General features: G+C 74.0%; 15 protein-coding genes. 10 read left to right on the top strand and 5 right to left on the bottom strand.

Annotation, left to right across the window (positions count from 1 at the left end):
• Positions 1-276: 276 nt before the first annotated feature.
• Both Q0858_RS17025 and Q0858_RS17020 read right to left on the bottom strand, forming a co-directional pair.
• On the bottom strand, positions 277-972 hold the full coding sequence (locus Q0858_RS17025) for a response regulator transcription factor (RefSeq protein ID WP_299056917.1): 696 nt from the start codon (positions 970-972) through the stop codon (positions 277-279).
• On the bottom strand, positions 969-2,135 hold the full coding sequence (locus tag Q0858_RS17020) for a sensor histidine kinase (RefSeq protein ID WP_299056915.1): 1,167 nt from the start codon (positions 2,133-2,135) through the stop codon (positions 969-971). Before Q0858_RS17020 ends, Q0858_RS17025 begins: the two co-directional genes overlap by 4 nt.
• A gap of 70 nt (positions 2,136-2,205) precedes the next feature.
• Here Q0858_RS17020 and Q0858_RS17015 point away from each other — a divergent pair, with 70 nt between their 5' ends.
• The 5 genes from Q0858_RS17015 (at position 2,206) to Q0858_RS16995 (ending at position 5,036) form a co-directional block, all read left to right on the top strand.
• Positions 2,206-2,364, top strand: coding sequence for a hypothetical protein (locus Q0858_RS17015; protein ID WP_299056913.1), 159 nt, complete (start codon positions 2,206-2,208; stop codon positions 2,362-2,364).
• Positions 2,361-2,822 carry a RidA family protein gene (locus Q0858_RS17010; protein ID WP_299056910.1) on the top strand — a complete coding sequence of 154 codons (462 nt, stop codon included), beginning with the start codon at positions 2,361-2,363 and terminating at the stop codon, positions 2,820-2,822. Before Q0858_RS17015 ends, Q0858_RS17010 begins: the two co-directional genes overlap by 4 nt.
• Positions 2,822-3,694 carry an NUDIX domain-containing protein gene (locus Q0858_RS17005; protein WP_299056908.1) on the top strand — a complete coding sequence of 291 codons (873 nt, stop codon included), beginning with the start codon at positions 2,822-2,824 and terminating at the stop codon, positions 3,692-3,694. Before Q0858_RS17010 ends, Q0858_RS17005 begins: the two co-directional genes overlap by 1 nt.
• Positions 3,691-4,503, top strand: a complete 813-nt coding sequence (locus Q0858_RS17000) for an MBL fold metallo-hydrolase (RefSeq protein WP_299056906.1) — start codon at positions 3,691-3,693, stop codon at positions 4,501-4,503. Before Q0858_RS17005 ends, Q0858_RS17000 begins: the two co-directional genes overlap by 4 nt.
• Before the next feature lie 98 nt (positions 4,504-4,601).
• Positions 4,602-5,036 (top strand): DUF6069 family protein, encoded by a 435-nt coding sequence (locus tag Q0858_RS16995; RefSeq protein ID WP_299056904.1) that lies wholly within the window; start codon positions 4,602-4,604, stop codon positions 5,034-5,036.
• Between the two features lie 6 nt (positions 5,037-5,042).
• Here the strand turns inward: Q0858_RS16995 and Q0858_RS16990 are convergent, their stop codons facing one another.
• The gene (locus Q0858_RS16990) at positions 5,043-5,720 is read right to left on the bottom strand and encodes a Crp/Fnr family transcriptional regulator (protein WP_299056903.1); all 678 of its coding nucleotides are present in this window, start codon (positions 5,718-5,720) and stop codon (positions 5,043-5,045) included.
• A gap of 189 nt (positions 5,721-5,909) precedes the next feature.
• On the opposite strand from Q0858_RS16990, the gene Q0858_RS16985 reads away from it, so the two are divergent.
• The 5 genes from Q0858_RS16985 to Q0858_RS16965 all read left to right on the top strand — a co-directional run bounded on the left by Q0858_RS16985 (position 5,910) and on the right by Q0858_RS16965 (position 10,746).
• Positions 5,910-7,424 carry a hypothetical protein gene (locus Q0858_RS16985; RefSeq protein ID WP_299056901.1) on the top strand — a complete coding sequence of 505 codons (1,515 nt, stop codon included), beginning with the start codon at positions 5,910-5,912 and terminating at the stop codon, positions 7,422-7,424.
• A 67-nt stretch (positions 7,425-7,491) separates the two neighbouring features.
• Positions 7,492-8,148, top strand: coding sequence for an endonuclease III (gene nth, locus Q0858_RS16980; protein WP_299057048.1), 657 nt, complete (start codon positions 7,492-7,494; stop codon positions 8,146-8,148).
• Positions 8,145-8,783, top strand: coding sequence for a TlpA disulfide reductase family protein (locus Q0858_RS16975; RefSeq protein ID WP_299056898.1), 639 nt, complete (start codon positions 8,145-8,147; stop codon positions 8,781-8,783). The genes nth and Q0858_RS16975 overlap by 4 nt, the downstream gene beginning before the upstream one ends.
• The gene (locus tag Q0858_RS16970) at positions 8,780-9,574 is read left to right on the top strand and encodes a CoA pyrophosphatase (protein WP_299056895.1); all 795 of its coding nucleotides are present in this window, start codon (positions 8,780-8,782) and stop codon (positions 9,572-9,574) included. The genes Q0858_RS16975 and Q0858_RS16970 overlap by 4 nt, the downstream gene beginning before the upstream one ends.
• Positions 9,571-10,746, top strand: coding sequence for a MarP family serine protease (locus tag Q0858_RS16965; protein ID WP_299056893.1), 1,176 nt, complete (start codon positions 9,571-9,573; stop codon positions 10,744-10,746). Before Q0858_RS16970 ends, Q0858_RS16965 begins: the two co-directional genes overlap by 4 nt.
• 129 nt (positions 10,747-10,875) lie before the next feature.
• On the opposite strand, the gene Q0858_RS16960 is transcribed toward Q0858_RS16965, so the two are convergent.
• Both Q0858_RS16960 and nhaA read right to left on the bottom strand, forming a co-directional pair.
• Positions 10,876-11,280 (bottom strand): phage holin family protein, encoded by a 405-nt coding sequence (locus Q0858_RS16960; protein WP_299056891.1) that lies wholly within the window; start codon positions 11,278-11,280, stop codon positions 10,876-10,878.
• Between the two features lie 68 nt (positions 11,281-11,348).
• Positions 11,349-12,656: a Na+/H+ antiporter NhaA gene (gene nhaA, locus Q0858_RS16955; RefSeq protein ID WP_299056888.1), complete on the bottom strand. Its 1,308-nt coding sequence runs from the start codon at positions 12,654-12,656 to the stop codon at positions 11,349-11,351.
• Positions 12,657-12,800: the final 144 nt, after the last annotated feature.

Raw genomic sequence — 12,800 nt, 5'->3', positions numbered from 1 at the left:
CTCGCACCTCGATCTCCGGTGGTCGAGGTGCTCCGGAGCGAGGCACGAGCGCAGGGGCCACGAGGCCCGGTGACCGGACCGAGGGCCGTCTTGCGGGATCTCGTGGCTCGGCCGTGGCCGGCCTCGCACCTCGATCTCCGGTGGTCGAGGTGCTCCGGAGCGAGGGACGAGCGCAGGGGCCACGAGGCCCGGTGACCGGACCGAGGGCCGTCTTGCGGGATCTCGTGGCTCGGCCGTGGCCGGCCTCGCACCTCGATCTCCGGGGGTGCTCGCCCCCTACGGCCGAGGAGTCACCAGGCCCGTCTCGTGGCCGAGGACGACGAGGTGGACGCGGTCGCGGGAGCCGGTCTTTTGCAGCAGCCGCGAGACGTGGGTCTTGACCGTCGCCTCGGCGACGACGAGGTCGGCGGCGATCTCGGTGTTGGAGCGGCCGCGGGCGACGAGGACCAGCACCTCACGCTCCCGCTCGGTGAGCGCGGCGAGGCGGGCGTCGTCCGCGGGGGCGGACGCGGCAGGCGCGGCAGGCGTGGCGCCGCCGTCGGGCAGACCGGCGGCGACGTGGTCGAGGAGGCGCCGCGTGGTGGAGGGCGCCACCACGGCGTCGCCCGCGTGGACCGCCCGGACGGCGGCGAGCAGGTCGGGCGGGGCGGCGTCCTTCAGCAGGAAGCCGGAGGCGCCGGCCTTGATGGCGGCGAAGGCGTACTCGTCCAGGTCGAAGGTGGTCAGGACCAGCACCTGCGGCGCCGCGGGACGGGCGACGAGGGCGCGGGTCGCCTCGACCCCGTCGAGGCGGGGCATGCGCACGTCCATGAGCACGACGTCGCAGGCGACGTCCGCGAGCCGGTCGAGCGCCTCCTGGCCGTCCCCGGCCTCGCCGACGACCTCCAGGTCGGGCTGGGAGTCCAGCAGCATCCGGAACCCCGCCCGCACCATCTGCTGGTCGTCGACGAGGAACACGCGGATCGGGCTCACAGCGGGATCCTCGCGGACACCGCGAAGCCGCCACCGGGGGCCGGACCCGCGCTGACCTCGCCGCCGAGGGCGGCCACCCGCTCGCGCATCCCCACCAGTCCGTGCCCGCCGCCCTCGACCGGGGCCGCCGCAGCGGCGCCGCGGCCGTGGTCGCGGACGTCGACGGCGACACCGGTGTCGCCCACCGCCACCGAGACCGACGCGCGGGCGTCGGGCCCGGCGTGCTTGCGGACGTTGGTCAGCGCCTCCTGCACCACCCGGTACGTCGTCAGGGCGACCGCCCCGGGAACCTCCCGCTCGAGGCCGGTGAGCCGGTGCTCGACGCCGTCCTCGTCGACGAGGCGGCGCAGCTCGCCGAGGTCGGGGACGGGCGCCGTCCCCGTGTCCCCGGAGCGCAGCAGCCCCAGCATCCGGCGCATGTCCGTCAGGGCCTCGCGGCCCGTGCGGGAGATCGCGCCGAGGGTCGTGGTGGCGACCGTGGGGTCGTGCTCGGCGGCGTACCGCGCCCCGTCGGCCTGCACGATGATCACCGACAGGCTGTGCGCGACGACGTCGTGGAGCTCGCGGGCGATGCGGGTGCGCTCCTCGGTCGCGGCGAGCGCAACCTGCTGGGCGGCCTCGCGCTCGATCCGCTGGTTGCGCTCCAGCAGCCCGTCGACGTACGCCGCCCGCACCCGGCCGAGCGTGCCCAACGTCCACGCGGTGACGACGATCGCCGCGACCAGGACGAACATCGGGACGACGTTGCCGACCGTCAGCTCGGCGGGGTCGAAGAGCCAGTCGACGGCGGCGACCAGGGACGCGACCAGGCTGACGCCGAGCGCGACCCACCCGGTGACCGCACCGCCGAAGCGGGCGACCGAGTACAGCGCCACGGGCCAGGCCACCTGGCTCCACAGCGGGGTGTCGATCGCGAGCACCTGCAGGGCGCTGCCGAGGACGACGACCGCGAAGACCGCGACCGGGTGGGTGCGCCGCCACCACAGCGGGGCGATCTGCAGCAGGCCCAGGCCGAGCCAGACGAGCTCGGTGCCCATGACGACGAAGACCAGCCCGAGGGGCGCCAGGAGCACGAGGACCAGCGTCCGGTCGAGCACGTCCCGGGCGCGGGGCGACAGCCGCCGCGGTGGGCGCACCGGGGTGAGCGGGGCGGTCGGGTCCACCGCACCACGGTAGGGCGGGACGGCGGGCGAGGCGTCCACCCCCGGGATGACGTGCGGCATAGTGACCGCCATGACCAAGTGGGAGTACCTGACCGCCCCGATCCTCACGCACAACGCGAAGATGATCCTCGACAACTTCGGCGCCGACGGGTGGGAGCTCGTGCAGGTCGCCCCGGGCATGAACCCGGAGAACCTGGTCGGCTACTTCAAGCGCCCGGTCCAGTCGTGACGACCCCCGAGGAGCGCCTGGCCGCGCTCGACCTCGCCGTCCCCGAGGTGGCCGCGCCGGTCGCGTCGTACGTGCCGGCGGTCCGCAGCGGCGACCACGTGTTCACCTCCGGCCAGCTGCCCATGCAGTACGGCGAGCTGCTGCTCACCGGCAAGGTGGGAGCCCAGGTCGGGCTCGAGGAGGCGCAGCGCTGCGCCCAGCAGTGCGCGCTCAACGCCATCGCCGCCGTGAAGTCCGTGATCGGTGACCTCACCCAGGTGCGTCGGGTGGTCAAGGTCGTGGTGTTCGTCGCCTCGACGCCGGACTTCACCGGCCAGCCGCAGGTCGCCAACGGCGCCTCCGAGCTGTTCGGGCAGGCCTTCGGCGACGCCGGCGTCCACGCCCGCTCCGCGGTCGGCGTGTCCGTGCTGCCGCTGGACGCGCCGGTCGAGGTCGAGCTGGTCGTCGAGGTCGGCTGATGTCGACGGGTCGACGCCCGCCGCTGCCGCAGAAGCTGGTCGAGCAGGCCGCCGCCTTCGCCTCCGGCGAGGCGACGCCGGCGGAGCCCCGCAACGCGGCGACCGTCGTCCTGCTGCGCCCTGCTGCTGCCGGCGGCTCGGAGGTCTACCTGCTGCGCCGCCAGACGTCGATGGCGTTCGCGGGCGGCATGTGCGTGTTCCCCGGCGGCGGGGTCGACCCCCGCGACTTCGAGGGCGACCTGCGGTGGGCCGGACCGTCGCCGCAGGAGTGGGCGACCCACCTCGGCGTCGAGGTGCCCCTCGCCCGGGCGCTGGTGTGCGCCGCGGTGCGGGAGACGTTCGAGGAGTCCGGCGTCCTGCTGGCCGGCGAGGGCCACGACTCCGTCGTCGCCGACACCTCGGGCGACGACTGGGAGGCAGACCGGGTCGCCCTGGAGGGCCGTGAGGTGTCGCTGACCGAGCTGTTCGGGCGCCGCGGCCTGGTGATGCGCACCGACCTGCTCGGCACGTGGTCGGCCTGGTGCACCCCCGAGTTCGAGCCGCGGCGCTACCGCACCTGGTTCTTCGCCGCCCGCCTGCCGGACGGCCAGCGCACCCGCGACGTCTCCACCGAGTCGTCCGAGGTGATGTGGGTGCCGACCGCGGAGGCGCTGCGGATGGCCGACGAGGGCGAGGTCGGGATGATGCCGCCGACCTGGTTCAACGTCCTCGACGCCGACGCGTACGACGGCCCGGACGCCGTCCTCGCCGGCTCCCGCGACCGCACCGTCGAGATGTTCATGCCCCAGGCCGTGCAGGTCGACGGCGAGTGGCGACTCTCCTCACCGCCGGGCTTCGAGGACCTGCTCGCCGCCCGCGGGGTGGAGGCGTGAGCGCCGAGGCGCAGCCCTGGGCCGGCGGGACCTTCGGCGAGCGCGCGCAGTGCCTGCTCGCCCCAAACCCCTCGATGATGACCCTGGACGGCACCAACACCTGGGTGCTCCGCGAGCCCGGCGCCCAGCGCTGCGTCGTGATCGACCCCGGCCCGCTCGAGGACGGCCACCTCGAGAGGCTGACCGAGTCCCTGGACGACGTCGCCCTCGTGCTGCTCACCCACCACCACCTCGACCACTCCGAGGTGGCCGCCACCTTCGCGGACCGCAAGCACTGCACCGTCCGCGCCCTCGACCCCGACTGGTGCCACGGCGGCGACCCGCTGCGCGACGGCGAGGAGATCGAGGTCGACGGCCTCGCCCTGCGCGTCGTCACCACCCCGGGCCACACCGCGGACTCGGTCTCCTTCGTCGTCCCCGCGGACCGGGCGCTGCTGAGCGGCGACATGGTGCTGGGTCGCGGCACGACCGTGGTGGCGCACCCCGACGGCGTGCTCGGCCCCTACCTCGACTCGATCGCGAGGATGCGCGCCCTGGCCGAGGACGAGGTCGACGTCGTCTGGCCCGCCCACGGTCCCGTGCTCGACGACGCCGCCGGCGTCCTCGACTTCTACGCCGCCCACCGCCGCGACCGCCTCGGCCAGGTCGAGGCCGCGCTGCGCGAGCTGGGGGAGCCGGCCGACTCCGACGACGACGGGCTCCCGCGCCGCGTCGTCGAGGTCGTGTACGCCGACGTCGACCGCTCGCTGTGGGTGCCCGCCGAGCTGTCCGTGCGGGCGCAGCTGGCGTACCTGGCTGAGGGTCGCTGAGGAGTCGGACAGGGCAGTCCCTCATACGCGAATCTGCGTAGGCCGGGACCGCCCCGCGTCGGACGCGCCCGCCGTCCACGGTGACCAGGCTGGTCGGCATGACCACTCTCCAGCAGACCAGCACCCCGACCACCACGACGACCGGCCGCGTCGTCGCCGGCATCGCCGCCGCCGTCGCGGCCGGCGCCGTCGTCACCACCCTCGTCGCCCTCGCGGCGGCCGCGCTCGGCGCCTCGCCCGACTTCGCGCCCCTGCAGGCGCCGGGTTACGTCGTCGCCACCGCGGTCGGCGTCCTCGCGGGCGCCGTCGGGTGGGCCGTCGTACGCCGGCGGGCGCGGGACCCGCGTGCGGTCCTGACCTGGCTCGTCCCGACCGTCGTCACCGTCAGCCTCGTGCCCGACGCGCTCCTGCTCGTCAGCGGCGAACCCGGCGCCGATGCCCTCGGCGTGGGCGCGCTGATGGTGATGCACGTGCTCGTCGCTGCGGTCGCCGTCCCGGCGCTCGCGTGGGGGATGCCGGTCGCCCGTCGCTGAGCGGACCTACCTCGACCGACGCCCCAGCCGCTCGATGTCCATGATCACCACGGAGCGGGGCTCCAGGCGGAGCCAGCCGCGCGAGGCGAAATCGGCGAGCGCCTTGTTGACGGTCTCGCGGGAGGCGCCGACCAGCTGGGCGAGCTCCTCCTGCGTGAGGTCGTGGTGCACGTGGACGCCGTCGTCGGCGGTGCGGCCGAAGCGGTCGGCGAGGTCCAGCAGCGCCTTGGCGACACGGCCGGGCACGTCGGAGAAGACGAGGTCGGCGACGACGTCGTTCGCCTTGCGCAGGCGGGCGGCGAGCTGCGAGAGCAGGCCGCGGGCGACCATCGGGCGACCCTCGAGCCAGCGCAGCAGGTCCTCGTGGGACAGCGACGCGAAGCGCGCGTCCGTGACCGCGGTGACCGTGGCCGAGCGCGGGCCGGGGTCGAAGAGCGACAGCTCGCCGAACATCTGGCCGGGCCCGAGGACCGCCAGCAGGTTCTCGCGACCGTCGGAGGAGGTGCGGCCGAGCTTCACCTTGCCGTCCAGGACGACGTACAGCTTGTCGCCGACGTCACCCTCGTGGAAGAGCGCCTCGCCGCGGGACAGCGTGCTCTCCGCGAGGTTGCCGAGCAGCGCGGTGGCCGCCTCGTCGTCCAGGGCGCTGAACAGCGGCGCCTGACGAAGTACGTCGTGGTTCACGCTGCCTCCACTCACGCGGCCCGGTGATCGGACCGACCGTCGGTATGACTCTTCTCATGATCCTATCCAGCGCCCGCCGGGTCCGGCGAACGCCCGGCGGGGCTGGCGGGGCGCACCTGGGTGGCGCATCATCGGTGTCGCGTGCACGAGACACCGGTATGGGGCCGGTGTCGTCGGGGGAGGTGACGCATGGCGGCCGGTCGCAGCGCCAACCAGCACGAGGACGAGAGTCCTCTCAACGGGGCCCTGCCGGACGTCGCCGCCCGGATGGGCTGGCTGATGCGCACCGCTCGGCGCCTGTACGGCGGGACCGCGCTGCGGCGGATCGACGACATGGCCCGGGCGACCGAGTACCCGACCGCGCGGGTCCAGCGGCTGGAGGCCGGGACGCTGCGCGACGCGGACGTGGTCCTGGCCTGCGAGCGCGCGTTGGGCCTGCGGGAGGGCCAGCTGCTCGCCCCCGTCGAGGTGCTGTGCCGCACCTTCCCCACGGTGAGCCCGAAGGAGCGCGCCACGCCCGGGCCCCCGCCGGACCCGGCGGTGCTGTCGGCCCTCACCGAGCGTCTGCTGGACGACGGCATCCCCACCCGGGCCGGCGAGTGGCTGCGGTGGGCGCGCCTCATGGCCGTGCACGGAGGCATCAGCCTGCCCTTCTCGATGGCCTCGTCGCTCGTCGTGCGGCTCATCGGGGAGCTGTCGCGCTCCGCCGGCCTGGGGTACGTCGCCCGCTACGAGGCGCTGGCACTGCTGCGCTGCGGCGGGTACGGCGGCCTGGTGATCGACCGCGCCCGGGCGTGGGTGGCCGACCCGGACGTGCAGGCCATCGCCGACCTCGTGAGCGCCGTCGGCGAGCGCCACACGCCGGAGGCGATCGCGTGGTTCCTGGAGCTGCTCGAGTCCGACCGTGACCGCCTGGTCGTGGCCGGCGCGCTGGGGGTCGAGGCGTCCGCCGCGGTCACGAGCGAGCCCGACTTCTGGACGTCGCTCCTGCCCGAGCTCGCCCGCCGCTTCGACGCGTCCACCCCGCAGTCGACGCGCTGGGAGTGGCTCAGCCACCTCCTGCGGCTCGTCCCGGCGGGGGCCTGGCGGGCCGTCGACGTCCACCTGACGCGGACCCTCGCGCCGAAGCCGGTCGTCCGCGACTGGAGCCGCAGCCGCACCAACGCGCACTGGCTGCACTGCCGGGGCCGGGCGGAGGCCGTGGCCGCGCGGATCGGCCTACCGGCGGCGGACCCGATGCTCGCCCGACTGCTGTTCGACTCCGCGGTGAGTCCCCGGGAGACGCACGCGGTGACGTCGTACATGCTCCTCGGCGGGCTGCCCGACCTCGCCCACGAGGTCGGTCGCGAGCTGGCCGCGATGGCCGAGTCGGAGGAGGACGGCGTCCTGCGCGCGCGGATCCTGCGCCGGCTGCCGGGCATGCTGCCGGGCACCGTCCTGCCCCAGGTCGACCGCTGGATCGCCCCGGGTGGCGAGGAGGACCTGCGCTCCGCCGGTCTGCGCATCGCGGGGTCGGCGGGCCACCCGGTGCCCACCGAGGTGCTCGCGGCGGAGACGTCGCAGCCCGGCTTCCCCGCGGCGGCGATCTACTGCGCCGGCATGACCGGCCACCCCGTCCTCGCCGACTGGCTGTCCCACGAGCGCCCCGACGTCCGCGGCGCCGCCCGGTGGTGGCTGCGGCGTGGCTCGCGGGTCGTGGACTGAGGCCCCTCGGCGCACTCCGTACCCTGGGGCCGTGCCCGACACCTCCTTGGTCCGCCGGGCCCGGAAGATGAACCGGGTCCTCGCGGAGACCTACCCCGACGCGCACTGCGAGCTCGACTTCGCGAACCCCTTCGAGCTGCTCTGCGTCACCGTGCTCTCCGCGCAGACCACCGACCGGCGGGTCAACGCCGTCCGGCCGGTGCTCTTCGGGACCTACCCGGACGCCGAGGCGATGGCGGCCGCGGACCGCGAGAAGCTCGAGGGCATCCTCGGCCCGCTGGGGTTCTTCCGCGCCAAGACCGAGTCGATGCTCAAGCTGTCGGCGCAGCTCGTCGAGCACCACGGCGGCGAGGTCCCGCCGCGCATGGAGGACCTGGTCAAGCTCCCCGGCGTCGGCCGCAAGACCGCGAACGTCGTCCTCGGCGACGCCTTCGGGATCCCCGGGATCACCGTCGACACCCACTTTGGGCGCCTCGCCCGCCGCTTCGGCTGGACCACCGAGACCGACCCGGTCAAGGTCGAGCACGAGGTCGGCGCGCTGTTCCCGAAGAAGGACTGGGTGAAGCTCGACCACCAGGTCATCTGGCACGGCCGCCGCCGCTGCCACGCGAAGAAGCCCGCCTGCGGCGCCTGCCCGCTCGCCCGCTGGTGCCCGTCGTACGGCGAGGGACCGACCGACGCCGAGACCGCCCAGAAGCTCGTGAAGACCCAGGGCCCCGCGTGAGCCGGACCGTACGCCGGGTCGCCGTCCTCGTCGCCGTCCTCGCCGTCGTCGGGGCGGGCCTCGTCGCCTGCTCCGGCGAGGACGGTGGCAGCAACTGGTCCATCCCCGCGATGGGCCCTCCGGACGTGGACGTCGACACCCCGGCGCTGCGCGAGGCCAAGCAGGCCGCCGGCATCGAGGACTGTCCGAGGACCGACGACGGCGACGGGGAGCTGCCCGAGCTCACCCTGGAGTGCCTCGGGGGCGGCCCCTCGGTCGACCTGTCCGAGCTGCGCGGCCCGCTGGTGATCAGCGTCTGGGCCCAGTGGTGCAAGCCCTGTCGGGACGAGATGCCCGAGCTCGAGAAGTTCCACCAGCGCTACGGGGACGAGGTGTCCGTGCTCGGCATCGACTACCAGGACCCGCAGGTGGACGACGCGATGAGCTTCCTCGGCGAGACCGGCGCGACGTACCCGCAGCTCGCCGACCCGGGTGGGGCGGTCGACGGCCAGGAACCGTTCCCGCGGCTGGCCGGCATCCCCTTCCTCATGTTCGTCGACGCCGAGGGCCGGGTGGCGCACCGGGAGTTCGTCATCATCGACTCGCCGGACGAGCTCAAGGACCTGGTCGACGAGCACCTCGGGACCAGCCTGTGATCCCGGACTGGCTCCGCCCGATCGAGGACGGCGCCCGCACGATGACCGCCGAGCAGCTCACCCGCTTCACCGTCCCGCCCGGCGAGAACGCGCGGCCCTGCGCGGTCCTCGTCCTGTTCGCGGACGGCGACGACGGCCCCGAGGTGGTCCTCACCGAGCGCGCCCACGGCATGCGCTCCCACCCCGGGCAGGTCTCCTTCGCCGGCGGCGCCCTCGAGCCGGGGGAGACCGTCGAGGAGGCGGCCCTCCGCGAGGCGTGGGAGGAGATCGGGCTCCAGCCCGACGGCGTCGAGGTCTTCGGCCGCCTGCCCGAGCTGTGGATGCCGCCGTCGAACGCCGCCGTCACCCCCGTGCTGGCCTACTGGCACACCCCCGGGCCGCTGGAGGTCCGCAGCCCCGCCGAGGTCCACGCGATCCACCGGGAGTCGCTGGCGCACCTCCTCGACCCCGCGACCCGCTACACGGTGCGTCACCCGAGCGGGTTCCAGGGCCCGGCGTTCCACATCGGCCCCGACCGCGACGTCGTCCTGTGGGGCTTCACCGGCGGGATCCTGGCCAAGACCTTCGAGCACGTCGGCTGGACCCGGCCCTGGGACGACTCGGTCGTCGAGGACCTCCCCGACCACATGGTCCCCGACGGCGAGCGCGTCCGGCTCAGCCCGCGGGCGCTGCGCGAGCTCGGCCACGAGGCCCCCGCCTCGCCCGCCGACGACAGGCCGACGGGGGGTGAGCCGGGACCGTCGGTCCGGTCTGGCACGATCGGCGCGAGCCCGGCGGAGGAGGCACGGTGAACCTGCTGGACTGGTTGCTCGTCGTCCTCCTCGGCGCCTACGCGCTCTCCGGCTACTGGCAGGGCTTCATCACCGGCGCCTTCGCCACGGTGGGCCTGCTGCTCGGTGGCCTGCTCGGGATCGTGCTGGCCCCGATCGCGCTCGGCGACGCCGACCCCTCGCTCTGGGTCTCGCTCGGCGCCCTGTTCATCGTCATCCTCGGCGCGACGCTGGGCCAGGCGTCGATGCAGTACACCGGCGCCCGCCTCCGCGACCGCGTCACCTGGCAGCCCGCCCGGGCACTGGACGCCGTCGGCGGTGCGGTCCTCTCCGCCGCCGCGGTCCTGGTCGTCGCCTGGGCCCTCGGCCTCGCGGTGACCGGCAGCCGCATCGGCGCGGTCACCCCGCTGGTGCGCGACTCGACCATCCTCTCGGAGGTCGACCGCGTGCTGCCGAGCCAGGCCGGCCAGGCGCTCCAGGCCTTCAACGGCGTCGTCGGGACGACGTTCTTCCCGCGCTACCTCGAGCCGTTCGCCGACGAGCAGATCCGTGAGGTCGGCCCCGGTCCGCGCCGCCTGCTCACCGACCCCGACGTCGTGGACGCCGCCGAGAGCGTGCTGAAGGTCCGCGGCCAGAACGACTGCGGGCGCGGCGTGGAGGGCAGCGGCTTCCTGTACGCCGACGACCGGCTCATGACCAACGCCCACGTCGTCGCCGGCGTCGACGACCCCGAGGTGGAGGTCGGCGACACGACGGTCGCCGCGGACGTCGTCCTCTACGACCCCGGCCTCGACATCGCCGTCCTCGCCCTCGACGACCAGGACCGGCCGACGCTGGAGTTCAGCACCGAGGGACGCCGCGGCCAGGGCGTCGCCGTGCTCGGCTACCCCGAGGACGGCCCGTACGACGTCCAGCCGGGCCGCGTCCGCGCCCAGCAGTCGCTGCGCTCGCCCGACATCTACGGCGAGGGGACCGTCATCCGCGACGTCTTCTCGCTGCGCGCGCTGGTCCGCCCCGGCAACTCGGGCGGCCCCATCGTGTCCTCGACCGGCAACGTGCTCGGCATGGTCTTCGCGGCGTCGGTCAACGACGCCGACACCGGCTACGCGCTGACCGCCGACCAGGTCGCGGCCTCCGCCGCCACCGGCGTCAGCAACGGCTCTCCGGTCGACACCGGCACCTGCACCAGCTGACCCGCCCGGAGATCGAGGTGCGGGGCCGGCCACGGCCGAGCCACGAGCTCCCGCACCCTGTCGCGACGGCCGTCGCACCTCTGCGTGTCGTCCCTGACTCAGTGGGCGAGTCGGAGACGACACACAGTGCTACGAGCGGTTGGTCAGCGCCTTCTTGGTGTCCTGCGCCTGCTTGATGGCGCGCTCGGGGCCGCGGACCTTCTTGACCTTGCGGAGGCCGAGCAGCCCGAGCAGGGCCGCGATCAGGAGGTAGCCGCCGAAGACGATGAGGAACGCCCAGTGCAGCGCGAGCCCGTCGCCGTTCCAGTTGATGAAGTAGGCGATGGCGACCGACAGCATGATGATCGCCAGGACGCCGATGAAGGCGGCCGCGGCGAAGAAGCCGACGCCCACGGCGCCGTTGGTCACGGAGACCTTGAGCTCGGACTTCGCGAGCTGGATCTCCTTGGAGACCAGGGTCGAGACGTCCCTGCTGACGTCGGCGACGAGCTTGCCGATGGTGGGCTCGGTGTCCGGAGCCGGTGCGTGTGCCATCTGCGTCCTCAAGTCGGCGGCGGTGGTGCGGCCACGACCCTACAGAAGGTGGGCCGTGGCGGGCGCGGTCAGGTCCCGCGCTGGTAGACGTCCGGTACCCCGTCGGCGTCCTCGTCGAGGGCTTCGCGCTCCTCGATCCTGCGGTAGACGCCGTTGCGGAGGCGCAGGACGACCGAGGCGAGCGCGACCGAGGTCAGCGACCCCAGCAGCACGCCGACCTTCACGTGCTCGTCACGCTCGCTGCCCTGGCCGAACGCGAGCTCGCCGATGAGCAACGACACGGTGAACCCGATCCCGGCGAGCATCGAGATGCCGATGACGTCGGTCCACGCCAGGTCGTCGTCCAGGTCGGCCTTCGTGAAGCGCGCCAGGAGCCAGGTCGACCCGGCGATGCCGACCACCTTGCCGACGACGAGGCCGGTGATGATGCCGAGCGCGACCGGGTCGCGCACCGAGTCGATCAGTCCCGACAGGCCGCCCACCGACACCCCGGCGGCGAAGAAGGCGAACACCGGGACCGCGATCCCCGCGGAGATCGGGCGCACCAGGTGCTCGAAGTGGGTGGCCATGCCGTGGTCGGGTCCGCTGCCGTCACGGGCCAGCACCGGTACGGCGAACCCGAGGAGCACGCCGGCGACGGTGGCGTGCACGCCGGACTCGTGCACCAGGCCCCAGGTGAGGAGGGCGAGCGGGATCAGCAGCAGCGGGTGCCGTACCCGCTTCTGGACCAGCAGCGTGAAGAGACCCAGGGGGACCAGGGCGGCGAGGAGGAACAGCGGCGCGAGCTCGTCGGTGTAGAAGAGCGCGATGATGGTGATGGCCAGCAGGTCGTCGACGACGGCCAGCGTCAGCAGGAAGGTCCGCAGACCGGTCGGCAGGTGCGTGCTGATCACCGCGAGGATCGCGACCGCGAACGCGATGTCGGTGGCGGTCGGGATCGCCCAGCCCCGCAGGTCACCGTCCGCGCCGAGGTTCCACGCCACGAAGATGAGGGCGGGCACCGTCATGCCGCCCACCGCGGCCACCATCGGCAGGGCCGCACGGCGGGGGTCCCGCAGGTCGCCGGCGACGAACTCCCTCTTGAGCTCGAGCCCGACCACGAAGAAGAAGATCGCGAGGAGGCCGTCGGCCGCCCAGGTGCCGATCGACAGGTCGAGGTGGAGCGCCGCGGGGCCGACGGTGACGTCGCGAGCCGCCTCGTACAGGTCACCCCAGGGGGTGTTGGCCCACACGATCGCGACCAGCGCGCCGAGGATCAGCAGGACGCCGCCCGCCGTCTCGGTCCGCAGCACGTGAGCGATGCGGGAGTCCTCCAGCCACGACCCGCGGGTCAGGAGGCGCTGCTTCGAGGTCGGGCGGTGGTCGGGCTCGGTCATGGAGCTCCCTCGTGCGGGGTCGGCGGCATCATGCCGACCAGACTTCCCGGCGCACCGGAGTCGATCCTAGGCGATCGGTGGACACCGGGGTTTGACGCGCCCGACCTCGGGTATCCGGGGCAGGAGCCGTGGCAGGGTGTCCCC

This window comes from uncultured Nocardioides sp. (assembly GCF_947489365.1).
Classification (GTDB): Bacteria; Actinomycetota; Actinomycetes; order Propionibacteriales; family Nocardioidaceae; genus Nocardioides.
Note: the sequence above shows the minus strand (reverse complement) of the source record. Positions and strands in the feature narration are given on the sequence as shown.